At 62.7% G+C, this 20,892-nt stretch carries 24 protein-coding genes and 1 riboswitch; of the genes, 9 read left to right on the top strand and 15 right to left on the bottom strand.

Features of this window, described 5'->3' with window-relative positions; genetic code table 11:
• Nucleotide 1 precedes the first annotated feature (1 nt).
• From OHD58_RS15685 to OHD58_RS15695, 3 genes are all read left to right on the top strand, one after another.
• The gene (locus OHD58_RS15685) at nucleotides 2-964 is read left to right on the top strand and encodes a type II secretion system F family protein (protein ID WP_263804355.1); all 963 of its coding nucleotides are present in this window, start codon (nucleotides 2-4) and stop codon (nucleotides 962-964) included.
• 137 nt (nucleotides 965-1,101) lie between these two features.
• Nucleotides 1,102-1,572 carry a tetratricopeptide repeat protein gene (locus OHD58_RS15690; protein WP_263804356.1) on the top strand — a complete coding sequence of 157 codons (471 nt, stop codon included), beginning with the start codon at nucleotides 1,102-1,104 and terminating at the stop codon, nucleotides 1,570-1,572.
• A gap of 235 nt (nucleotides 1,573-1,807) precedes the next feature.
• Nucleotides 1,808-2,737, top strand: coding sequence for a TauD/TfdA dioxygenase family protein (locus OHD58_RS15695; protein WP_263804357.1), 930 nt, complete (start codon nucleotides 1,808-1,810; stop codon nucleotides 2,735-2,737).
• Between the two features lie 40 nt (nucleotides 2,738-2,777).
• On the opposite strand, the gene gcvP is transcribed toward OHD58_RS15695, so the two are convergent.
• The 5 genes from gcvP to OHD58_RS15720 form a co-directional block, all read right to left on the bottom strand.
• On the bottom strand, nucleotides 2,778-5,597 hold the full coding sequence (gene gcvP, locus OHD58_RS15700; RefSeq protein WP_263804358.1) for an aminomethyl-transferring glycine dehydrogenase: 2,820 nt from the start codon (nucleotides 5,595-5,597) through the stop codon (nucleotides 2,778-2,780).
• Nucleotides 5,598-5,612: 15 nt separating this feature from the next.
• On the bottom strand, nucleotides 5,613-5,981 hold the full coding sequence (gcvH, locus tag OHD58_RS15705; protein WP_263804359.1) for a glycine cleavage system protein GcvH: 369 nt from the start codon (nucleotides 5,979-5,981) through the stop codon (nucleotides 5,613-5,615).
• 6 nt (nucleotides 5,982-5,987) lie between these two features.
• Nucleotides 5,988-7,088: a glycine cleavage system aminomethyltransferase GcvT gene (gene gcvT, locus OHD58_RS15710; protein ID WP_263804360.1), complete on the bottom strand. Its 1,101-nt coding sequence runs from the start codon at nucleotides 7,086-7,088 to the stop codon at nucleotides 5,988-5,990.
• A 149-nt stretch (nucleotides 7,089-7,237) separates the two neighbouring features.
• Nucleotides 7,238-7,326: riboswitch (glycine riboswitch) on the bottom strand.
• A 220-nt stretch (nucleotides 7,327-7,546) separates the two neighbouring features.
• The gene (locus OHD58_RS15715; RefSeq protein WP_263804361.1) at nucleotides 7,547-7,957 is read right to left on the bottom strand and encodes a helix-turn-helix domain-containing protein; all 411 of its coding nucleotides are present in this window, start codon (nucleotides 7,955-7,957) and stop codon (nucleotides 7,547-7,549) included.
• A gap of 125 nt (nucleotides 7,958-8,082) precedes the next feature.
• A complete protein-coding gene (locus tag OHD58_RS15720; protein WP_263804362.1) occupies nucleotides 8,083-8,550 on the bottom strand; it encodes a hypothetical protein in 468 nt (155 codons plus the stop codon).
• A gap of 482 nt (nucleotides 8,551-9,032) precedes the next feature.
• On the opposite strand from OHD58_RS15720, the gene OHD58_RS15725 reads away from it, so the two are divergent.
• The 4 genes from OHD58_RS15725 to OHD58_RS15740 all read left to right on the top strand — a co-directional run bounded on the left by OHD58_RS15725 (nucleotide 9,033) and on the right by OHD58_RS15740 (nucleotide 10,561).
• Entirely contained in the window at nucleotides 9,033-9,407 is a 375-nt protein-coding gene (locus OHD58_RS15725; protein WP_263804363.1) for a hypothetical protein, read from the top strand.
• A gap of 84 nt (nucleotides 9,408-9,491) precedes the next feature.
• Nucleotides 9,492-9,881: a hypothetical protein gene (locus OHD58_RS15730; protein ID WP_263804364.1), complete on the top strand. Its 390-nt coding sequence runs from the start codon at nucleotides 9,492-9,494 to the stop codon at nucleotides 9,879-9,881.
• A gap of 55 nt (nucleotides 9,882-9,936) precedes the next feature.
• Nucleotides 9,937-10,182 carry a glycine zipper 2TM domain-containing protein gene (locus tag OHD58_RS15735; RefSeq protein ID WP_263804365.1) on the top strand — a complete coding sequence of 82 codons (246 nt, stop codon included), beginning with the start codon at nucleotides 9,937-9,939 and terminating at the stop codon, nucleotides 10,180-10,182.
• Between the two features lie 25 nt (nucleotides 10,183-10,207).
• Entirely contained in the window at nucleotides 10,208-10,561 is a 354-nt protein-coding gene (locus tag OHD58_RS15740; protein ID WP_263804366.1) for an EF-hand domain-containing protein, read from the top strand.
• 60 nt (nucleotides 10,562-10,621) lie between these two features.
• On the opposite strand, the gene OHD58_RS15745 is transcribed toward OHD58_RS15740, so the two are convergent.
• From OHD58_RS15745 to OHD58_RS15790, 10 genes are all read right to left on the bottom strand, one after another.
• A complete protein-coding gene (locus tag OHD58_RS15745) occupies nucleotides 10,622-11,413 on the bottom strand; it encodes a molybdopterin-binding protein (protein ID WP_263804367.1) in 792 nt (263 codons plus the stop codon).
• Nucleotide 11,414: 1 nt separating this feature from the next.
• Complete coding sequence (locus tag OHD58_RS15750; protein WP_263804368.1) at nucleotides 11,415-12,251, bottom strand: cytochrome b/b6 domain-containing protein; 837 nt, start codon at nucleotides 12,249-12,251, stop codon at nucleotides 11,415-11,417.
• 119 nt (nucleotides 12,252-12,370) lie between these two features.
• On the bottom strand, nucleotides 12,371-13,204 hold the full coding sequence (gene fghA, locus OHD58_RS15755; RefSeq protein WP_263804369.1) for an S-formylglutathione hydrolase: 834 nt from the start codon (nucleotides 13,202-13,204) through the stop codon (nucleotides 12,371-12,373).
• Complete coding sequence (locus tag OHD58_RS15760) at nucleotides 13,201-13,578, bottom strand: type II toxin-antitoxin system VapC family toxin (protein WP_263804370.1); 378 nt, start codon at nucleotides 13,576-13,578, stop codon at nucleotides 13,201-13,203. The genes fghA and OHD58_RS15760 overlap by 4 nt, the downstream gene beginning before the upstream one ends.
• A 13-nt stretch (nucleotides 13,579-13,591) precedes the next feature.
• The gene (locus tag OHD58_RS15765; RefSeq protein WP_263804371.1) at nucleotides 13,592-13,864 is read right to left on the bottom strand and encodes a FitA-like ribbon-helix-helix domain-containing protein; all 273 of its coding nucleotides are present in this window, start codon (nucleotides 13,862-13,864) and stop codon (nucleotides 13,592-13,594) included.
• Nucleotides 13,865-13,927: 63 nt separating this feature from the next.
• Nucleotides 13,928-14,587: a DUF1345 domain-containing protein gene (locus OHD58_RS15770; RefSeq protein WP_263804687.1), complete on the bottom strand. Its 660-nt coding sequence runs from the start codon at nucleotides 14,585-14,587 to the stop codon at nucleotides 13,928-13,930.
• Nucleotides 14,587-15,066: a YaiI/YqxD family protein gene (locus tag OHD58_RS15775; RefSeq protein ID WP_263804372.1), complete on the bottom strand. Its 480-nt coding sequence runs from the start codon at nucleotides 15,064-15,066 to the stop codon at nucleotides 14,587-14,589. Before OHD58_RS15775 ends, OHD58_RS15770 begins: the two co-directional genes overlap by 1 nt.
• 37 nt (nucleotides 15,067-15,103) lie before the next feature.
• A complete protein-coding gene (locus tag OHD58_RS15780) occupies nucleotides 15,104-16,126 on the bottom strand; it encodes a methionine synthase (RefSeq protein WP_263804373.1) in 1,023 nt (340 codons plus the stop codon).
• Between the two features lie 21 nt (nucleotides 16,127-16,147).
• On the bottom strand, nucleotides 16,148-17,275 hold the full coding sequence (locus OHD58_RS15785; RefSeq protein WP_263804374.1) for an S-(hydroxymethyl)glutathione dehydrogenase/class III alcohol dehydrogenase: 1,128 nt from the start codon (nucleotides 17,273-17,275) through the stop codon (nucleotides 16,148-16,150).
• Between the two features lie 108 nt (nucleotides 17,276-17,383).
• Entirely contained in the window at nucleotides 17,384-17,914 is a 531-nt protein-coding gene (locus OHD58_RS15790; RefSeq protein ID WP_263804688.1) for an AAA family ATPase, read from the bottom strand.
• A 181-nt stretch (nucleotides 17,915-18,095) separates the two neighbouring features.
• Here OHD58_RS15790 and OHD58_RS15795 point away from each other — a divergent pair, with 181 nt between their 5' ends.
• Both OHD58_RS15795 and OHD58_RS15800 read left to right on the top strand, forming a co-directional pair.
• Complete coding sequence (locus OHD58_RS15795; RefSeq protein WP_263804375.1) at nucleotides 18,096-20,108, top strand: acetyl/propionyl/methylcrotonyl-CoA carboxylase subunit alpha; 2,013 nt, start codon at nucleotides 18,096-18,098, stop codon at nucleotides 20,106-20,108.
• The gene (locus OHD58_RS15800; protein WP_263804376.1) at nucleotides 20,108-20,797 is read left to right on the top strand and encodes an HAD hydrolase-like protein; all 690 of its coding nucleotides are present in this window, start codon (nucleotides 20,108-20,110) and stop codon (nucleotides 20,795-20,797) included. Before OHD58_RS15795 ends, OHD58_RS15800 begins: the two co-directional genes overlap by 1 nt.
• The last annotated feature ends 95 nt before the right edge of the window (nucleotides 20,798-20,892 follow it).

The raw sequence follows: 20,892 nt of genomic DNA on the forward strand, positions 1-20,892 counted from the left end.
GATGGAAACGCTGATCGAACTCCTCGCCTCGCTGCGGCCGACATCGCTCGCGCCGGTGGCGCTACTTCTGCTGCTTGCCGGCGGTGTCGCTGTTGCCTGGCCGATGCTCGCCGCGCGCGGCGAGCGCAGCGATCTCAAGCGCCGGCTGAAAATCGATACCGGCTTCGAGCCGCCGAAGCCGGATGCGCCGGTGAAGAAGAACACCAATGCAGTGCGTGAAAAGGCGGTCAGGACGGCGCACGAATTCTACGCCAGGAGCGATCCCGAAAATGTCGCCCGCCTGCGCCTGAAGCTGATCCAGGCGGGTTACATGGACCCGCGTGCGGTCGGCATGTTTTTCCTGATCCGTTTCGTCGGCCTCGTGGTCGGAGCGCTCTCCGCGGTCGTGCTCGACAAGCTGTTCGGCTCCGACGCTTCGACACGCAGTTTCTGGGTATTCGTCGCCATGGCCGCCGGCTTCGGTTATTTCGCGCCGGGTTTCGTGCTCGGCCGGATGATCCACGCGAAGATGGTCGAATACCGCAACGGCTTCCCGGATTTCATGGACCTGATGATTGTCTGCTCCGATGCGGGCATGAGCATGGAGGCGGGCGTTGAGCGCGTATCGAAGGAATTGGCCGCGACCTATCCGTCGCTCAGCCAGAACCTGCAATTGGTGTCGCTGGAATTGCGCGCGGGCCGCAGCCTCGACGATGCGCTGAAGGCACTCGCCGATCGCCTCAGCCTCGATGAAGTGCGCTCCTTCGCAACGCTTTTACAGCAATCCAAGGAACTGGGCACCAGCCTCTCCGGCGCCCTGCGGGTATTTTCCGACGAGATGCGCCACAAGCGCATGTCGATCGCAGAGGAGAAGGCGCACGCTCTCCCGGCGAAGATGTCGGTGCCTGTCACCGTGTGCATCCTGCCGGTCGTGTTGATGATCGCCATCATCCCCATTCTGGTGAAATTCACCGCCGGCGATTGACCGTATACGTCGGGGCGCCAAAATCCGGCCCTTTCGCGCAAGCTATTTTTAAGCTCGTTTCGGCACCGAAGGTTAATGCCTGCCGGCTAATATAGCCTTGAAAGAACGACCCGGATAATGGGCGATACAGGGCAGGCATGGGCAACAGGAATTTCATCGCGACGGCTGTGATCTGCGCGGCGCTTGCGGCGTCGGGCTGCACAACGGCAAAGATCGACAGCACCAAGACGACGGCGATCACACCGGTGGCGCAGGATATCAGCGCCAGCGACCTGGCGATCGGCAAGACGCAGTTCCGTGATGCTAATTACGGGCTCGCCGAAAAGCACTTCCGCAAGGCGGTCGAACAGCGCGCCGACAACGCCGAGGCATGGATGGGGCTCGCCGCGTCCTACGACCAGCTCGGTCGTTTCGATTTCGCCGACCGGGCCTATGACCAGCTGCTGAACCTTGCCGGGCGCAAGCCGCAGGTTCTCAACAACATGGGCTATTCGCACCTGTTGCGCGGCGACAGGAAGAAGGCGCGCCAACTCCTGCTCGAAGCCCGCAAGGGCATGGCCGATCCGACCGTGGTGAATGCCAATCTCGCGCTGCTGAACAAATCATAATCAAGGGGGCAGCGGGACCAAGAAGGCCGGCTTTTTGAGGCCGGCCTTCGCGGTTTATTCGGCGGCGCCGAAACGGAGTGACGGCAGGGTGGAATCTTCCCCGCTGTTACCTCAGGTTGAAAATATATTTCTATAAAAGTCATAGACTTTACGGCTGAATGGCGAAGTCGAAGAGCTCGACGCGCACGGCGACATGCGCCGCCCAGCGCTCGGACATCAATTGCGAGGCTTCATCATGAGCAGTCCTACCCTTGTCAATCAGGTCATCCCGGACGCCGACGTCGTGCCCCTTACGGCGCGCGTCGGCGCGGAAATCAGGAACGTCCGTCTGGACGATGACCTGCCGAAGGCCGTCATTGCCGCGATCAACCAGCAGCTGCTGCGCCACAAGGTCGTCTTCTTCCGCGACCAGGCCCATCTTGACGATGCGGCGCAGGAAGCGTTCGCCCAGCGTTTGGGCGATCTCGTTCCGCACCCGACACAGGGCGCCGTGCAGGGCACATCCTCCATTCTGGCGCTCGATTCCAGCCGCGGCGGGGGCAGGGCGGACCAGTGGCATACCGATGTCACCTTCGTGGACGCCTATCCGAAATTCTCGGTCCTTCGCGGGGTTGTTATCCCGGAGGCGGGCGGCGACACGATCTGGTCGAACACGCACGCGGCCTATCTGAGTCTACCGGAGCCGTTGCGGCTGCTCGCCGACAATTTATGGGCGGTTCACAGCAACGTTTATGACTACGCCGCGGTTCGCCCTCGCGCCACCGCTGACGAGAAAAAGCATTTCGAGGAGGTTTTCACCTCGACCGTCTATGAGACCGAACATCCCGTCGTGCGGGTCCATCCCGAAACGGGAGAGCGGTCGCTGCTGCTCGGCAATTTCGTGCAGCGGCTGGTCGGTCTGTCGAAAAGCGACTCCGCGCGCCTCTACGAAGTCTTCCAATCCTATGTGACAGCCCCCGAAAACACCGTGCGCTGGCGCTGGCGCGCCGGCGACGTCGCCATCTGGGACAACCGCGCGACACAGCACTACGCCGTCAACGACTATGGCGACCAGCACAGGGTGGTCCGCCGAGCGACCGTCGATGGTGACGTTCCGGTCAGCGTGGATGGCCGCCGCAGCGTCACCCACGTCAAGGCGGAGAAGCCGGCCGCCCGCGCGGCCTGAGTTCGACGGGCTGGTGCCGCGCACCAGCCCGTCGAATGGCCTATTCGGCGGCGCCGAGATATTCCGTCAGCGGCGGGCAGGAGCAGACCAGGTTGCGGTCGCCGCCGACATTGTCGATGCGCGAAACCGGCGGCCAGTATTTTGCCGCTGTGTTGGCGTCGGCTGCCGGATAGGCGGCCTCGAGACGCGAATAGGGATGCGTCCATTCCGCCGCCAGCGCTTCGGCCGCCGTATGCGGCGCGTTGACCAGCGGATTGTCGGCAAGCGGCCATTCGCCGCCGGCGACCCGCGCCGCTTCGCCGGCAATGGCGATCATCGCGTCGCAGAACCGATCTAGTTCCTCCTTCGGCTCGGATTCGGTCGGCTCCACCATCAGCGTGCCGGCAACCGGCCACGACATGGTCGGCGCATGGAAGCCGTAGTCGATCAGCCGCTTGGCGACATCCTCGACGCTGATGCCGGCGCTGTCCTTCAGCACCCGCGTGTCGAGGATGCATTCATGCGCGACCCGGCCGTTCTTGCCGTTGAACAGGATCGGGAAGTGGCCCTTCAACCGTTCGGCGATGTAGTTGGCGCTGACGATCGCGATTTCGCTCGCCTGCTTCAGCCCGACCGCACCCATCATGCGGATATACATCCAGGTGATCGGCAGGATCGAGGCACTGCCGAAGGGTGCTGCGGCAACCGCGTGGCTGCTGCCCGCCTCGACATGGCCCGGCAGATGTGACGCCAGGTGCGCCTTGACGCCGATCGGGCCGACGCCCGGTCCGCCGCCGCCGTGTGGGATGCAGAAGGTCTTGTGTAGGTTCATGTGGCAGACGTCGCCGCCGATGTCACCCAGCCGCGCCAGGCCGACCAGCGCGTTCAGGTTGGCGCCGTCGAGATAAACCTGGCCTCCGTGTGCATGGATGATCTCGCAGATCTCCTTCACGCCTTCCTCGAACACGCCGTGCGTCGATGGATAGGTCATCATCAGCGCCGCGAGGTTGTCAGAGTGCTCGGCCACCTTCGCCTTCAGGTCGTCGATGTCGACATCGCCTTCGGCCTCGCAGGCAACGACGACGACACGCATGCCGGCCATGGCCGCACTCGCCGGGTTGGTGCCGTGCGCGGAGGAGGGGATCAGGCACACCGTGCGATGCGCCTCGCCGCGGGCTATGTGGTAGCGGCGGATCGCCAGCAGCCCGGCATATTCGCCCTGGCTGCCCGCGTTGGGCTGCAGCGACACCGCGTCGAAGCCGGTGATTTCGCCAAGCCAGCGCTCCAGGTCGTCGGTCATCGCGCGGTATCCAAGCGCATGCGCCGCCGGCGCGAAGGGATGAAGGTTGGCGACTGCCGGCCAGCTCACCGGCATCATCTCGGCCGCCGCGTTGAGCTTCATCGTGCACGAGCCGAGCGGGATCATCGCCCGGTCGAGCGCCAGATCCTTGTCGGCCAGCCGCCGCAGGAAGCGCATCATCTCGGTTTCCGAGCGCACGTCATGGAACACCGGCTGCGACAGGAAGCTCTTGCCGCGCGGCGTGCCCGGCATGGCATCCGCCGTTTCGGGCAGGGCCGACGCGCTGCAGAATAATGTGGCAAGTGCCGCGAGATCGGCTTCCGTCGACGCTTCGTCGAAGGTGACGCCAATGCGCAGCTCGTCGATGATGCGCACCAGCCTGCCGCCGTGTTCGGCCTGGCGCACCAGGTCGGCCGCCGTTGCGGCATCGGGGAAAGTCAGCGTCACCGTGTCGAAGAACTGCGTATCGCTGGCCGTCAGCCCAGCTACCCAGGCAGCCGCGGCGAACCTTGCGGCCATGGAATGCACGCGCTGCGCGATCGCCTGCAGGCCTTGCGGGCCGTGCCAGATGGCATAGGCCGTGGCCATGTTGGCCAGCAGCGCCTGCGCCGTGCAGATGTTGGAGGTCGCCTTGTCGCGGCGGATGTGCTGCTCGCGGGTCTGCAGCGCCAGCCGGTAGCCCGGCCTGCCATGCGCGTCGACCGACTGGCCGACCAGCCGGCCCGGCATCAACCGGGTGAGTTTTTCCGACACCGCGCAATAAGCGGCATGCGGGCCGCCGTACCCCATCGGCACGCCGAAGCGCTGCATGGAACCGACCGCGATGTCGGCGCCGAGCGAGGCCGGCGAATCCGTCAGGGTCAGCGCCAGCGGGTCGCTGATGAACACCACGATGACCCCGGCCGCCTTGGCGGCTGCGATGGCAGCGGTGTGATCGCCATAGACGCCGTAGGTATCCGGCCAGGAAACGAGCAGCGCCGCGGTGTTGTCGTCGATCGTCTCGCCGTCGATCTCAATACCGAGCGGCTCGGCGCGGGTGCGGGCGACGTCGAGCGTCTGCGGATGCGGCGTGCCGGCAAGCGCGATCTTGCTGCGCTTTTCGCGGTGATGCCGGTAAGCGATGCCGATCGCTTCGGCCACCGCCGTTGCCTCATCAAGCAGCGAGGCCGACGCCACCGGCAGCCCGCTCAGTTCGGCTACCAGCGTCTGGAAGTTGAACAGCATCTCCAGCCGCCCCTGGCTGATCTCGGCCTGGTAGGGCGTGTAGGCGGTGTACCAGGCCGGGTTCTCGAACAGGTTGCGCTGGATCACCGGCGGCACGATGGTACCGTGGTAGCCTTGGCCGATGAAGCTCTTGAGCACGGTGTTGCGGCTCATTACGGCGGAAAGTTCGGCCAGTGCCTCGGCTTCGGACGCGGCTGCGGGCAGGCGCAGGGGCCTGCCGAGACGGATCGGCTGCGGCACCGTCTGGGCGATCAGGGTTTCCACCGACGGCACACCGAGCGTGGCGAGCATGGCGCGGGTGTCGGCGGTTCCCGGGCCGATATGGCGGCCGGCGAAGGCTGGGCTGTTGTCGCTCATGGTGTCGTGTCCTGCTTATCCGACCAGCTTTTTATAGGCGGCTTCGTCCATCAGACCGGACAGCTGCCCTTCGTCGGCGAGTTTCATCTTCCACAGCCAGCCGTCGCCGGTAGCCGCGGAATTGACCAGCGCCGGGTCGGATGACAGCGCGGCATTGGATTCGGTGATTTCGCCGTCCGCCGGCGCATAGACGTCCGATGCCGCCTTGACCGATTCGACGACGACCGCGGCATCCCCCTTCTTGAGCTGCCGGCCGGCTTCCGGCAGTTCGACGAAAACCAGGTCGCCGAGCTGTTCCTGCGCGTAGTCGGTGATGCCCACGGTGGCGATGCCGTTTTCGACGCGGATCCATTCGTGGTCTTCGGTGAAATAGGTCGTTGCCATAGGGACTTATCCTTTGCGGTAGCGGTGCTGCGTGAAGGGAAGGGTGTGAACGTCGACCGGAATGCGGTTGCCGCGCACGTCGGCGAAGAGTTTGGTTCCAGGCTTGGCGAGCAGTGTGGCCACATAACCCATGGCGACCGGGTGGCCGGCCGACGGGCCGAAGCCGCCGGAGGTGACGCGTCCGGCCGGATTGCCCGCCTCGTCGATGACAACGGTGCCGCCGCGCACCGGCTGGCGGCCCTCGGCCTTCAGCCCGACGCGCTTTTCAGCCGGGCCGTCGGCAACGATTTTGCGCAACGCTTCGGCCCCGATGAAGGTGCCGTCGGCGCGCAGGTCCTTGGGGATAGCCCACATCAGGCTGGCGCTCGCCGGGTCGGTGTCGGGGGTGATGTCGTTGCCATGCAGGCAGAGACCTGCCTCGAGCCGCAGGCTGTCGCGTGCGGCAAGGCCGATCCACATCAGGCGGTCGTCGGCGAGCAGCTTTTCGGCAAGTTTCCGGGCGTCATCTGCCGGCAGCCCGATCTCGAAACCGTCCTCGCCGGTATAGCCCGACCGGCTCATAAACCAGCCCGGATGCGGCTCGACGCCATGCATGAAGGTCAGCGAACCGGTCTCGATGCCAGCGCGTGACAGGACTGCCCAGGCCTCCGGTCCCTGGATCGCCAGGAAAACCCGGTCCAGCGGCTCGACCTTGGCATCGAACTCCTCGGCCAACGCGGTCAGGTGCGCGACGTCGGCCACCGCATTGCCGGCGTTGGCGACCACCATGAAGCGCTGCTCGCCGAGCCGTGTGACGATCAGATCGTCCAGTATTCCTGCGGCCTCATTCAGGAAGAACGTCAGCTTGGACTGCGAGATCTCCAGCGCATCAGGATCGAGCGGGCACGCGCGGGAAAGAAGTGCCGCGGCATCCTTGCCGGAAACCTTGATCAGCTTCATGTGGGAAATGTCGAACAGCCCGGCATGCTCGCGTGTGTGAAGGTGCTCCTTCATCACGCCGGCGGGGTAGGTGAGCGGCATCGACCACCCAGCGAAACCGCCGAAGCGGGCGCCGGCCGCGATATGCAGATCTTCAAGGGGTAGATGAAAAAGCTCTTCGCCGGTCATGACTTCTCCAGAGACGCACGCAAGCGGCCGCGCTGGCGGCCATTCCGTGCCCCTCTGTCTGAAGCCTGAGAGACTTGCGCAACCGGAACTCTGTCGGCGACGCTTACACCTTCGGCGCGGGGGTTTATTCCCGACTTTCCAGAGTGTCTTTCCCGTCTACGGTTCTTTTGCCTGAGAGATTTCGGGCGATTTCCCCTTCGGCGGCCGCATTCAAGCGACTCTCTCCCGCAAACAGGTAGGGCCGAAGCCCTCGACGAGTCGTGAATAGCCCATGCCCGACGGATTGTCACCTCCCCACGACATCGGCGCGGAGATACGCACAATTTGTCCTGTTTCATCGCGATGTGACGATTTTCAGCATCCGTGCTGTCGCAGGCGATGACGGATGGTCCCATCCGCCTTGGCGATCGACACCTTTACGCGGCTGTCGGATCGAAGCCGTTGCCACCGCCAAAGGATCAAGTGGCCAGGTCGAGCCGTTCCTCTGCGCGGTGCGCCGCGACCCTCTCGATGTCCTTCTCGATCTGTCCGATCAACTGTCCGGTCTCGAGGTGCAGCAGTTTCAGTTTTTCAAGCTGCGCGGTGACGTTTTTCACTGTCTGTTGGCCGCCATGTTCCATGGGCGCCGTCCCGACGCCGTGCAGGACCCAGGAAATGCTGACGCCCAATATGCCGGCCAGCCGATTCAGACGTTGCGCGCCCGGCAGCGTGCGATCGCTTTCCCAGGCGTTGACCGTGGCGATCTTCACGCCGAGCCGCCAGGCGATCTCCTTGACGCTCAGTCCGGCACTCTCGCGTGCCCGTGACAGGCGTCCGCCGATCGTGTCCAAATCAGGTGTTTCTTCATAGATATTCGTGGTGTCCGACACCCTGCCAACCTCCTGCGGTCTGTTGATCTTTTTGCTCGCGCGCGCGGCACGGCATGTGACCAACATAGGCCGCTGAGGCTTGAGCGCAACCTTTTAAGGTCATGAAGCGGCTTCTGAAGTCGCAGCTAGATGTCCGAATTGATGGTGACGATCTTGACCGCCTGCTTCTTGCAGTCGTGGTCGAGACAGATTCCATTGATCCAGACCTCGCCGTCTCCGATCATGATACCTTGGTCATTGGCAAAGAGAGCGGCATAGGTTTCCTTCTCGATTGCCGCAACGATCTTGTCGGAAAAGACATGATCGTAATGCGACACAAAGTCTTTACCCGATTTTATCTTCACGTCCTTGCCGCCGACGGAAACCGTGATCGGATAATGTACCATTGCTGCGACCGCGTTCTTGTCACTGGCAGAAACGGCCTTCTTCAGGTCGGTAAAGAACGAATGATAGACCTCGTGCTGCCCGAATAATTCATCAAGTTGATTGTTAATTTCTTTGTCGGATTGCGCTATGGCTGGAAGAATAAAAGTTAAAGCGCATAGAATAGTTGCGGTAATCGACAAAATCAGCGTCTTGCTTTTCGTGATCATGATTGGCCTTCATTCTCGTGGTTGCACGAGATTTGGAAAATCTCGTAGTTTGTTAGCGTCTTCTAATTTAAAATTTAATCAACTGACCCAATCTAATCTTGCCTTATACGGCACTTCCGTGCAACCTTCGGCAAGCTGAACCTTCGGGTCAGCTTAAAAACCGGATCAAAGGACTTCGCGCGGCCGACAGGGGCAGGGGACGAGCGCTGCCGCAGCCTCCGGACGGAGGGACTAACATGTCGGATTTGTTGGTGCTTTGCTCGCCGCGACCGTCGTCGTGCCAACCCTGTCGGCTCTTCTTCGGTGGCTCTACTGTCGGACGTCTTCAGATTGCAGGCGATCATGTTCCGGCAGGCGCACAAGCGGCTCTTGATCGCAGCGATCCTGTTCGGGCCGCCATCGGCTATCGGCCATACATCTGACGGACAATCGGCCGCCAGCCCGCCAGCCAGTCGGAGGATGAATCATGAAACTCGCGATCTATGCAATCTTTCACCACCGCTTTGCTGGTGTTCGCAGGCTGCACCGTGGACGACTACGATGGCTGTCACGGAACAGGCTGCCTGGTCGACCAGCCCACCAGGACGAGTGGATGGGTTGATGACCGGCCGCAGTTCGACAGGAACGGCAATCCCAATTTCGATACGCGGGGCCGTTACATCGGGTGCCGGGGTGTGGGGTGTGAAGTCGACGATCCTGACGATGGGAATCAAAGCATCGACAACACCCCGCAATACGACAAGGAAGGCAATCCGAACTTCGATACGCAAGGCAACTATCAAGGATGCCACGGCATCGGCTGCGAGGTCGACACGCCGGGGGATGACAGTTCATCGGACGATGATGGTTCCGATTAATGGACCCGCGGCGACGTAAGGAGGAAGCCAATTATGTCTGAATTCAGCGGCTTTGTCTGGCGACATGCCAAAATCGAAATAGTGATGATCGGCCTCGCGGGACTGGGAATGACGATGACATCCGCGTTCGCCGCGAACAAAGCGTGTGATGGCGTAAAGGTCGAGGTGACGGAAGCGCGCAAGACTGAATATGCTCCTCTCGTCGCGGCGGCGATGGGCAGCAAGGTCAAGCCCGCGCAGGTGACGTTCAGTGCGATCATGGAGAGCGGCAACTGGAGCGCTGCTTACGCTTCCACGCCGGCAGCCGATGACGGCATGATGTTCTTCCAGACAGTCAACGGAAAGAAGCACTTTCGCGACGTATGGGGCGGCTATGCCGAACCCTCGGAAAAGCCTGAACTGGTGTCCTGGGCGAAGAAACTCGGAGCACCGCAAGGCCTGGCAGATTGTTTTGCCGAGACCGTTACCGAATGACAGTGGATCATTGCTGGCGCGATTTACGGAATCACAAACGGGAGAAACCAAACCAATGAAGAAACCAGCTGTGGCACTCATGTTGGCGGGCATTCTTGCCCTGTCCGCCTGCCAGTCGTCATCGGACCCATCCGTTCAGGCCCATAATGCGGAATTCGGCTGTATTGCCGGCACGGTCGGAGGCGCGATCGTCGGTGGATTGATCGGCAGCACGATCGGTGGCGGTTCCGGTCAGGTTATCGGCACGGCAATCGGCGTGGGCGGTGGCGGCTTCCTCGGAAATCGTCTGGCCTGTCGCTAGGGCCGCAAAAAGAAGGGACATCAGGATGAAAACAAAAATCGCGACAACTATTTCCGTCCTCCTGCTTTGCACCGCCACAGCGGCGGCGCAGCAGGCCTCGCCAATGTATGAAGGCCATCGGGACCATCTCGACACCAATGATGATGGTTCGGTGAACCAGACCGAGTATCAGGCTTTCATGACGGACGCCTTCAAGAAATTGGACACGGATCGGGACGGCAGTTTGCGCGCCGCCGATGTTGGTAAGGTGCTTACCCCGAATCAGTTTGCCGCTATAGATCGCGACGGGGACGGCAGAGCGAGCCAGACGGAATTCATGAATCAGGTCATGGCTGATTTCACCAAGGCAGATAGGAGCCGCGACGGTAAGCTCCAGTAACCTTTTGCAGGAGGCCGGATACGGGTGCGTTGCGGTTGCTCCGGTTGATCGGTGCTTTCACTAAATCCCGCCATACCAGTCGTAGCCATTGTCTTCCCAATAACCGCCCTTGCCGCGGCCGATCGCGGCAAAACCGTCGACCAGTTCGATCTTGTGGATGTATTTCGGCATCTTGTAGCCGAGCTGCCGTTCGACCCGCACCCGGAGCGGCGCACCGTTCTCGACCGGCAGCGGCTTGCCGTTCAGCCCATAGGCAAGGATCGTCTGCGGGTGGCGGGCATCGATCAAGTCGACGCTGCCGTAATATTTGATGTCGCCGGACAGATCGCGGTCGATGGTGTCCAGGCAATGGAAAATCACGTAACGGGCTTGCGGCTTGACCGCGGCCTGGTCGAGCACCAGCGACAGCGGCGTTCCTGTCCATTTGGCGATGCAGCTCCAGCCCTCGACGCAGTCGTGGCGGGTGATCTGGGTACGGGCGGGCATGTTCATCAACTGCTCGCGGCTGAGCGACAGCGGTCTTTCCACCAGCCCCGTCACCTCCAGCCGCCAATCGGCGAAATCGTTGCTCAACAGCCCCTTGTAGGTGGCGTCGTCGGGCGCTGTGACGCCGTTCGGGCGCATCGGCTGGCGAATGTCGCTCTCCGAAAATTCCTGCGCCAGAGCCTGCCGGCCGACCAGCAGCCGCTGTGCCCGGTAGGTCAGCCCGTTGGCTCCTTCGAGGATTTGGCGCACCGCGCTGTCGGAATTGCTGACGCTGTCGAACGCGTCGCAGCCGGAGAGCGCCAGGCCCGAAGCGCCGAGCGCGGCGGAGGTGAGGAACTTGCGGCGGCTGAGCTGGAACTTCTGCATCTCATGCGCTCCCCTTGGGGCCGCTTCTTTTCGGCAGATCGGTGCGGTACCAGCCGGTGACGATCGAGCGCAGTTCGTTGAGCGGGCCGGCGGCAAGGATCATCAGCATGTGGACGATGAAAAAGCCGACGAGCAGCAGCATCACCGCAAAATGGATGGTGCGCGCCGACTGCCGGCCACCGAACAAATCGGCGATGAACGGCAGTCCGGCGTTGACGCTGGGCGACATCGCCAGTCCGGTCAGGATCATCAGCGGCAACAGGACGAACAGCACGCCGCCATAGGCGAGCTTCTGCAGCGTGTTGTAGTCGCGCGTATGGTGGAATTTCAGCCTCGCATGCGCGGCGATGTCGGCTGGCAGTTTTTTGATATCCTCGACCTTGGGTGCCAGATCGCGCCGCAGATGCCCATTGATGACGCTCGCGGTCAGCCAGACCAGCAGTGTGCCGACCAGCACCCAGGCGAAGAAGAAATGGATGACCCGGCCCGTGCCGAGGTCCTGGTGCGACGGGATCGTCGCCCACGCCGGAAACGCCCGGCCGCGTATCTGCCCGCCCACCTCAGACAGACCGAACACGCCGGTGGTGTCGAAACGCGTTCCGAAAACCTCGGTGACGCCGCGCGGGCCGCTCTCGCCCTGGATGGTGCCGATCGCAAGCACGCTGTTGTCGAAGCCGAAGCCCGACTGCTTGCCGAGATAGAGCGCGGGATGCGCGTTGAATATCTGCAGGCCGGTGAGCAGCAGGAAGAACAGCGAGATCGCCCAGATCCAGTGCGTCAGCCGTGTCCAGCCCGATTGCCGGTAAATCAGCGTGTCGGGGTTCGATGGCGTGGTCATGCCTTGCCTCCCTCGGTCGCGGGCGACCCTAGGCGGGACACCCGATCAACTGAAGTCAAGCTACGGTGAGGAAGCCCGTGAAGTTTGGCGCTTTTGCTGACATTTGCTTGAGAACGGCGTTACCGCAGCCGTTCGGCGTGCCATTTCAGGTGAACGTCCATGAAGGTTGAGATGAAGAAGTAGGAATGGTCGTAGCCCTCCCGCATGCGCAGGGTGAGGGGGATGTTCGCCTTGGCGCAGGCCTCTTCCAGCAGCCACGGACGCAGCCCGTCGTCGAGGAACCCGTCGGCGCTGCCTTGGTCGACCAGAAATTCCGGGAAACTGGCGCCGTCCTCGATGAGTGCTGTCGTGTCGTACTGGCGCCAGGCCTGCTCGTCGGGGCCGAGATATTTCTCCAGCGCCGGTTTAGACCAGCCGGCCGTCATCGGCTGCACGATCGGCGCGAAGGCCGAGCAGCTCTTGAAGCGTTCCGGGTGCTTCAGCGCCATGGTCAACGCGCCGTGGCCGCCCATCGAATGGCCGAAGATTCCCTGCCGCATCATGTCGGCCGGGAATTCGCGGGCGATCAGCGCCGGCAGCTCTTCGGTTATGTAGGAGTACATGCGGTAGTTGCGGGCGAAAGGCGCCTGCGTGGCGTCGACATAAAAACCGGCGCCCTTGCCGAACTGCCAGTTGTCCTTCTCGTCGGGTATGTCGTCGCCGCGCGGGCTGGTGTCGGGACAGACCACGATCAGCCCGAGTTCCGCCGCCATGCGCCGGTATTCGCCCTTGTCCATGACGTTCTGGTGCGTGCAGGTGAGGCCGGAAAGATACCAGACCACCGGGCAGGGCTTTCCCGCGGCCTGCGGCGGCACGAATACGGCAAATGTCATGTCGCAGGCGCACGCTTCCGAAGCATGCGAATAGACGCCCTGGACGCCGCCATGGGATTTCGAAGTCGAGATTGTTTTCATGAGGCTGGTTCGATCAGTTCTGTTTGAATGGAGAGTGAATTGGCGAGCACCGCCAGGCGTTTGTCGGCGGTTGCCAATGGTTCGTTTCGCTCGAGCGCGAGTGCCAGATAAAGACAATCGTAGATCTTGTGATTGTTGCCGGCCGCGAGTTTGGTCGCCGATGGAAGAAGCGCCGCATCGGGCACGAATTCGGTGATGGCTACGTTCAAGGCGCCCATCCCGACGAGCACCTGATCGAGATCGATCTGACCGAGGCGGACATATTTGAGCAATGAATTCGTGGTTTCCACCAGCAGCAGTGCCGGTGCGTTGCCTTGGAACGATCGCAGCCTGCGAGCCGATACCGAGAACGGCGTGTCGACAAACCACGGCACCGCAACGCTTGCGTCAACGATCATCGTCGACGCCAGGTAAAAATGGCCTCGCGTCTCGTTCCTCGCGCGCTTCGTTCATGATTCTCAGCGCGGTTTCGAGGTCGACGGGTTTCGATCTCGCCCGAATGGCATCTATCGCCGCCCAGGCCTCGTCGCGCGTCATCCCCGCTTCGCGCGTGATGACATCGCGCGCCAGTTGTTCGGCGGACTGCCCCTTGGCCTTGGCTCGGGCCTTGAAGCTCTCCACGACATCGTCCGGAAGGTTCCTGATGACCATGCTGCCCATGGCATTTCTCCATTTTGATATCACAATGATATCACTTGTGGCGCAGCTTCACAACGCACCAGCCTAACCGCCCAGTGAAACGGCGACATTCACCGCCGCCGCCACCAGCACCGTGTTGAAGAAAAACGAGATAACGGAGTGGATGACGCACACCATGCGCATTGCCGTGTTGGTGACCTCGACATCGGATGTCTGCGCGGTCGCCCCGACGGTGAAGGAGAAATACAGGAAATCCAGCCCGGTCGGGCTTTTTGTCCCGGGAAATTCCAGCCCCTGCCGTGCATTGCCGCGATGTGCCTCCGCCTTTTCCTCGGCCGTGGTTTCGGGCTGCCAGTAGAGATGCGCGTAATGCAGCGCCGCCATCGTGTGGATGGTGAACCAGCCCAGCGGCACGGCGGCGAGCGTCAGGGCGAAGGCGAGAGGGTGGAAGCTACCTTGCCGGTTGATCAGGATGAACAGCGAGACGACCGCCACGACCACCGTCGCCAGGGTCACGAGAAAGATGATCGACACGGGTTCGTCGGCGCTGTCGGCATTCTTCCTGAGATATTGTGGCGTGAGTTTTGGAAATCCGATCAAGCTGAGCACGAGGTAGGTGGTGAAAAACATGTTGGCGCCGATGACCACGGCAAGGTCGCGCGCCAGCCAGAAGCCGAGCAGCAGGGCGGCGATGCCGGCAACTGCCGCGATATAAAATGCCCGGCGTCGATGCAGCGGCGCCATCATGCCGTGTCCGCCGTCTTCAGCGCCCGCCTGGCGATCTGGTCCAGCGCGCCGAGAAACCGCGACCGGTCCGCTGGGCTGAAGCCGGCATTGTAGCCCTTGCTTTCGCCGGTCTCGCGCAGATGCTGCTTGAGGTCGCGCATCGCCACCGCCATGCCGATCGTCTCCGGCGTGAAGGGCTTTCCCGTCATGCCCAGCACATGCGCGCCGAGCGCCACCGTCCGCGCCGCAAGCGGAATGTCGGCGGTAATCACGATGTCGTTGGCTTTTGCGTTCTCGACGATCCAGTCGTCCGCGGCGTCTGCACCCTTCGACACCACCACATTGCGCACCATCGGATCGCGGGAAGGGCGCAAGCCGCCGTTTGAAACGAAGGTGACGACGAGGCCGTGCCGTGCGGCGACCTTTTCCGCCTCCGCCTTCACCGGACAGGCGTCGGCATCGACATAGATTGCGGGACCAGTGACGGCCTGTGTCATGGCGCACGGCGTCCAGGTTCTTGCATACGGAGCACCGTCAACCCAACTGCCGCCGAGCCAGTTCCGCGCCGGCGCCGAGCGCCTTCAGCTTGCCGCTGGCAACAGTGCGCGACAGCGGCGCCATGCCGCAATTGGTGCAGGGCAGGATTCGCGCCGCGTCGGCGTGCTTCAGCGCCTCCGTTATCGTGCCGGCCACCTGTTCCGGCGTCTCGATGGTGTTGGAGGCCACGTCGATCACCCCGATCAGCAGTTCCTTGTCAGGCAAAAGCCCGATCAGCGAGATCGGCACGTGCGAATTGGTGCATTCGAGCGATACCTGCCTGATCGACGAGCGGTTGATGGCAGGAAAGATCGCCTCGTATTGCCGCCATTCGGCGCCGAGCGTCTCCTTCCATTTGAGGTTCGCCTCGATGCCGTAGCCGTAGCAGATGTGCACTGCGGTGGTGCATTTCAGTCCGCGCGCCGCCCGCTCCAGTGCCGCGATGCCCCATTCGTTGACATCGTCCATGAACACGTTGAAGGCGGGTTCGTCGAACTGGATGGTGTCGACGCCCTCGGCTTCCAGTTCGAGCGCCTCCTCGTTCAGGATTTCGGCGAAAGCCATCGCCATGTCGGCACGCCGGCCGAAATGGCCGTCGGCGAGCGTGTCGCAGATCGTCATCGGGCCGGGCAGGGTGAATTTCAGCCCCTTTTTCGTGTGCGCCCGGCAGAACGCGGCTTCTTGCGCGTGCACCGGGCGGCTGCGCTTCGGGCGTCCGGTCACCGTCGGCACATCCACCACATAGCGGTTGTTGCGGATGCCCATCTTCGTCTTGAGGTCCCAGTCGATGTCTTCGACCGTTTCGAGGAAGCCGTGGACGAAATGGGTGCGGAACTGCTCGCCGTCCGAGACAATCTCGATGCCGGCGTCTTCCTGCTCCTTGATCCAGATCAGCGCCGCGTCCCGTTTGGCCTGCGCCAGCGCATCCCCTTCCAGCTTCCACTTCGGCCACAGCTTTTCGGTCTCGGCCAGCCATGAGGGCTTGGGCAGGCTGCCGGCGATGGTTGGCGGAAAAAGCATCGGTCTCCCCTTGGCGCGTCGTCAGTACACTACCACGCTCCGGATGCTTTCGCCCGCATGCATCAGGTCGAATCCCTTGTTGATCTCCTCGAGGTTCAGCGTGTGGGTGATCATCGGGTCGATCTCGATCTTGCCGTCCATGTACCAGTCGACGATCTTCGGAACGTCGGTGCGGCCGCGCGCGCCGCCGAAGGCGGTGCCCATCCAGGTGCGGCCGGTGACCAGCTGGAACGGCCGCGTCGAGATTTCCTGGCCGGCGCCGGCGACGCCGATGACCACGGATTTTCCCCAGCCGCGGTGAGACGATTCAAGGGCTTGGCGCATGACCTTCGTGTTGCCTGTGCAGTCGAACGTGTAGTCGGCGCCGCCGATCTGGTCGGCGCCGCGCCTGGTCAGGTTGACGAGATGTGGCACGATATCGCCGTCGACCTCCTTCGGATTGACGAAATGCGTCATGCCGAAGCGCTCGCCCCATTCCTTCTTGTCGTTGTTCAGGTCGACGCCGATGATCATGTCCGCACCGGCGAGCCTCAACCCCTGGATGACGTTCAGCCCAATGCCGCCCAGCCCGAATACGATCGCCGTTGCGCCGATCTCCACCTTGGCGGTGTTGATGACCGCGCCGATGCCGGTGGTGACGCCGCAGCCGATGTAGCAGATCTTGTCGAAGGGCGCGTCCGGGTTGACCTTGGCCAGCGCGATTTCCGGCAGCACGGTGAAGTTCGAGAAGGTCGAGCAGCCCATGTAGTGGAAAATCTTGTCCTTGCCGATCGAGAAGCGCGAGGAGCCGTCGGGCATGACACCCTGGCCCTGGGTGGCGCGGATCGCGGTGCACAGATTGGTCTTGCGCGACAGGCATGACGGGCACTGCCGGCATTCCGGCGTGTAGAGCGGGATGACGTGGTCGCCCTTCTTCAGCGAGGTGACGCCCTTGCCGACATCGGCAACGACGCCGGCGCCCTCATGGCCGAGGATTGCCGGAAAAATGCCCTCCGGGTCGGCGCCCGACAGGGTGAATTCGTCGGTGTGGCAGATGCCTGTCGCCTTGATCTCGACCAGCACCTCGCCCTCGCGTGGCCCTTCGAGATCGACCTCCATGATTTCGAGGGGCTTTCCGGCGGCAACAGCAACGGCGGCGCGGGTTTTCATGCTGAATAGTCTCCAATTTCAAAATCGGCGCCAAACTTTCAGGATTTTCACTGGCGTTCAACCCGGTCTAACGACCAAGGGTGGTGCAAAATGTATGGCCGGTTTTCGTCACGCCAGCCAGCCTGTCTCGAGCAAAACCGTGTCGGCGAGTTCGGCCGGCGTCTTGCCGTCGGTCGGCACGCGCAGAAGCCCGTCGCCGCTTTCTGCTGCCATCCGCCGTGCCTGCCGCAACGTTCGTTGCAGTTGTTCTTCGGCACCGGAGCCGATCTCGCGCCGCTCCAGCCTTTCGGCCAGCGTCGATTCCGAGGCTTGCAGCCGCACCAGCGTGATTTCGGCATCCGGGATGGCGGCAAGGATCCAGCGGCGGTCGAAGCCCGGGTGCATGATCACGCCCGACATGATCAGCCGCGAATGGCCGAGCGCCCGGTATGTCGACCAGATGGCCGCGAGATTAAGGGCGCTGACATCCGTTGCGCCGGGCCGCAGTTGTTCCAGTTCCTCCGCAGCCGGTTTGGGATAGACCCGGTCGAGCTCGTCCGTCTCGACGATTGCATGGGCGACCTGGGCTTCCACGAGCTTTGCGCCAATTTCCCAGCACAATGTGGATTTTCCGATGCCGGCGGGGCCGGTGATAAGCATTATTCTCACGGTGTCTTGCATGCGAACGGCTGCTCCACGAACGGTGGACACCCTTCGCCGACGCTCATCGGCTTGGCAAGGCGAGGAGCGCATCCAGTGGCGCGTTGCGACCGCCGGCGCCGCTTGAGCCGCCGCGTGTTAGCCCATAAGAAGGAGGACTATCCGAGGGAACGCGCCAAAAATGTTCAAGAAAATCCTGATCGCCAACCGCGGCGAGATTGCCTGCCGCGTCATCAAGACGGCAAGGCGCATGGGCATCGCCACGGTCGCGGTCTATTCGGATGCCGACCGCGACGCCGTGCATGTCGAGATGGCCGATGAGGCCGTGCATATCGGCCCGCCGGCCGCCGCGCAGAGTTATCTGGTCGCCGAAAAAATCATCGAGGCCTGCAAGGCCACCGGCGCGGAAGCCGTCCACCCAGGCTACGGGTTTCTTTCCGAGCGGGCCCCTTTCTGTGAGGCGCTGGAAAAAGAGGGCATCGTCTTCATCGGCCCCAAGCCCAAGGCGATCAACGCCATGGGCGACAAGATCGAATCGAAGAAGTTCGCCAACGCCGCCGAGGTGAGCACCGTGCCCGGCTGGCTGGGCGTGATCGAGGATGCCGATCATGCCGAGAAGATAGCCGGCGACATCGGCTATCCCGTGATGATCAAGGCGTCGGCCGGCGGCGGTGGCAAGGGCATGCGCATTGCCTGGTCGCAATCGGAAGTCCGCGACGGCTTCGACCGCGCCCGCTCGGAAGCAAAAAGCTCGTTCGGCGACGACCGCGTCTTCATCGAAAAATTCGTCGTCGACCCGCGCCACATCGAGATCCAGGTGCTGGCCGACGCGCATGGCAACGCGATCTATCTCGGCGAGCGCGAATGCTCGATCCAGCGCCGCAACCAGAAGGTCGCCGAAGAGGCGCCGTCGCCGTTTCTGGACGAAAAGACGCGGAAAGCCATGGGCGAGCAGTCGGTGGCGCTGGCCAAAGCCGTCGACTACCAGAGCGCCGGCACCGTCGAGTTCATCGTTGACGCGCAGAAAAACTTCTATTTCCTTGAAATGAATACACGTTTGCAGGTCGAGCACCCGGTGACGGAACTTGTCACCGGCGTCGATCTGGTCGAACAGATGATCCGTGTCGCGGCCGGCGAAAAGCTGGCGATCGCCCAGAAGGACGTGAAGCTCACCGGCTGGGCGGTCGAAAGCCGGCTCTATGCCGAGGATCCCTACCGCAACTTCTTGCCGTCGATCGGCCGGCTGACTCGCTACAGGCCGCCGGCGGAAGGGCGTTCAGGCGACGCGGTCATCCGTAACGACACCGGCGTCACCGAAGGCTCGGAAATCTCGATGTTCTACGATCCGATGATCGCCAAGCTGTGCACCTGGGCGCCGACCCGGCTGGAGGCGATCGACGCCATGTCGGACGCGCTCGACAATTTTGTCGTCGACGGCATCGAGCACAACATCCCGTTCCTGGCAGCACTCATGCAGCATCCGCGCTGGCGGGAAGGGCGCATTTCGACTGCCTTCATCGCCGAGGAATATCCCGACGGTTTTGCTCCGATCGTGCCGAACGCGGAGGAGACGGCGGTGCTGGCCGCCATCGCCACGACGGTGGAACTGCTGCGCCGCGATCGCCTCGACCGGCTGTCCGGCCGGCTGGCGCCGCATTCCGGCGCGCTGAAACGCGACTGGGAGGTCAAGATCGGCGACGCCTATATTCCCGTTTCGATTGTCGAAGGCATGATTTCGATCCCGCTCGAAGCCGATCTCTCGATCGCCGGCGCACCGCCTGTCACCGTCGTTTCTGAATGGCGGCCGGGCGAAATCGTCTGGCACGGTACGATCGGCCAGCGCCGGATTTCCGCGCAGATACGCCCGGTGCCGAACGGCCTGCGCATCGCCTGGAAAGGCATGGCGGTGAACGCCCGCGCCATGCTGCCGAGGACGGCGGTGCTCGACCGCCTGATGCCAGTCAAGCTGCCGCCCGATACATCGAAGATGCTGCTTTGCCCGATGCCCGGGCTGGTCGTCTCGATTTCGGTGAAGGACGGCCAGGAGGTCAAGGCCGGCGAGACGCTCGCCGTGGTCGAGGCGATGAAGATGGAAAACGTGCTGCGCGCCGAACGCGACCTGACGGTGGTCAAGATCAATGCCAGGCCGGGCGACAGCCTCGCCGTCGATGCCGTGATCATGGAGTTTGCATGATGCCGGCTATTCCCGGTCAAACCGCGGTACTGTTCGATCTGGACGGCACGCTGACAGACCCTTTTGTCGGCATCAGCCGGTCCATGCAGCATGCGCTCGCGACGCTCGGATATCCGTCGCCGGAAGCAGCTTCCCTGCGCTCATACATCGGCCCGCCGCTGCAGGTCACCTTTCCGAAACTGCTGGCCAGCGACGACAGGGCGCTGAATGACGAGGCACTGAGGCTTTACCGCCAGCGTTACGCGGATGTCGGGAAACTCGAGAACGTCCTGATCGACGGCATCGTCGATGCCTTGGAAATCCTCGCCGGCCAGGGCCATTACCTGTGCGTTGCGACATCGAAGCTCGAAACCTACTCGGTCGAAATTGTGGAGCATTTTGGCCTTTCGCGGTTTTTCCGCGCCGTTCATGGTTCGGGGCTGGATGGCCGCAACGCCGACAAGGGCGAACTCATCGGCCACATCATCGAAACGGAACGGCTGGATCCGGCCAACACGATCATGATCGGCGACAGGCTGCACGACGTCGTCGGCGCGGCCAGGCATGGCATCCGCGCGATTGGCGTGCTCTGGGGTTTTGGAGACCGCGAAGAACTCGACAACGCCGGAGCCGCCGCCATTGCGGAACGTCCGTCCGCGCTGCCCGAACTTGTCAGTGGACAGCTTTCCGACACCACCGCGCCCGCGTGACGGCAGCGCTGGGCCGTCCAACCGGTGGCGACACGAAACTGTGCTTTGAGCCGATAGCCGCTGGACTGGAACGCCCCGGTCACGGACAATAGATT

The sequence above is a fragment of the Mesorhizobium sp. ZC-5 genome (assembly GCF_025753855.1).
Classification (GTDB): Bacteria; Pseudomonadota; Alphaproteobacteria; order Rhizobiales; family Rhizobiaceae; genus Neomesorhizobium.

Excerpts from the sequence above, each read along its gene's own strand:
- OHD58_RS15685 (WP_263804355.1), top strand. The coding sequence starts at position 2 with ATGGAAACGCTGATCGAACTCCTCGCCTCGCTGCGGCCGACATCGCTC.
- OHD58_RS15690 (WP_263804356.1), top strand. The coding sequence starts at position 1,102 with ATGGGCAACAGGAATTTCATCGCGACGGCTGTGATCTGCGCGGCGCTT.
- OHD58_RS15695 (WP_263804357.1), top strand. The coding sequence starts at position 1,808 with ATGAGCAGTCCTACCCTTGTCAATCAGGTCATCCCGGACGCCGACGTC.
- gcvP (WP_263804358.1), bottom strand. The coding sequence starts at position 5,597 with ATGAGCGACAACAGCCCAGCCTTCGCCGGCCGCCATATCGGCCCGGGA.
- gcvH (WP_263804359.1), bottom strand. The coding sequence starts at position 5,981 with ATGGCAACGACCTATTTCACCGAAGACCACGAATGGATCCGCGTCGAA.
- gcvT (WP_263804360.1), bottom strand. The coding sequence starts at position 7,088 with ATGACCGGCGAAGAGCTTTTTCATCTACCCCTTGAAGATCTGCATATC.
- OHD58_RS15720 (WP_263804362.1), bottom strand. The coding sequence starts at position 8,550 with ATGATCACGAAAAGCAAGACGCTGATTTTGTCGATTACCGCAACTATT.
- OHD58_RS15725 (WP_263804363.1), top strand. The coding sequence starts at position 9,033 with ATGCAATCTTTCACCACCGCTTTGCTGGTGTTCGCAGGCTGCACCGTG.
- OHD58_RS15730 (WP_263804364.1), top strand. The coding sequence starts at position 9,492 with ATGATCGGCCTCGCGGGACTGGGAATGACGATGACATCCGCGTTCGCC.
- OHD58_RS15735 (WP_263804365.1), top strand. The coding sequence starts at position 9,937 with ATGAAGAAACCAGCTGTGGCACTCATGTTGGCGGGCATTCTTGCCCTG.
- OHD58_RS15740 (WP_263804366.1), top strand. The coding sequence starts at position 10,208 with ATGAAAACAAAAATCGCGACAACTATTTCCGTCCTCCTGCTTTGCACC.
- OHD58_RS15745 (WP_263804367.1), bottom strand. The coding sequence starts at position 11,413 with ATGCAGAAGTTCCAGCTCAGCCGCCGCAAGTTCCTCACCTCCGCCGCG.
- OHD58_RS15750 (WP_263804368.1), bottom strand. The coding sequence starts at position 12,251 with ATGACCACGCCATCGAACCCCGACACGCTGATTTACCGGCAATCGGGC.
- fghA (WP_263804369.1), bottom strand. The coding sequence starts at position 13,204 with ATGAAAACAATCTCGACTTCGAAATCCCATGGCGGCGTCCAGGGCGTC.
- OHD58_RS15765 (WP_263804371.1), bottom strand. The coding sequence starts at position 13,864 with ATGGGCAGCATGGTCATCAGGAACCTTCCGGACGATGTCGTGGAGAGC.
- OHD58_RS15770 (WP_263804687.1), bottom strand. The coding sequence starts at position 14,587 with ATGGCGCCGCTGCATCGACGCCGGGCATTTTATATCGCGGCAGTTGCC.
- OHD58_RS15775 (WP_263804372.1), bottom strand. The coding sequence starts at position 15,066 with ATGACACAGGCCGTCACTGGTCCCGCAATCTATGTCGATGCCGACGCC.
- OHD58_RS15780 (WP_263804373.1), bottom strand. The coding sequence starts at position 16,126 with ATGCTTTTTCCGCCAACCATCGCCGGCAGCCTGCCCAAGCCCTCATGG.
- OHD58_RS15785 (WP_263804374.1), bottom strand. The coding sequence starts at position 17,275 with ATGAAAACCCGCGCCGCCGTTGCTGTTGCCGCCGGAAAGCCCCTCGAA.
- OHD58_RS15790 (WP_263804688.1), bottom strand. The coding sequence starts at position 17,914 with ATGCTTATCACCGGCCCCGCCGGCATCGGAAAATCCACATTGTGCTGG.
- OHD58_RS15795 (WP_263804375.1), top strand. The coding sequence starts at position 18,096 with ATGTTCAAGAAAATCCTGATCGCCAACCGCGGCGAGATTGCCTGCCGC.
- OHD58_RS15800 (WP_263804376.1), top strand. The coding sequence starts at position 20,108 with ATGCCGGCTATTCCCGGTCAAACCGCGGTACTGTTCGATCTGGACGGC.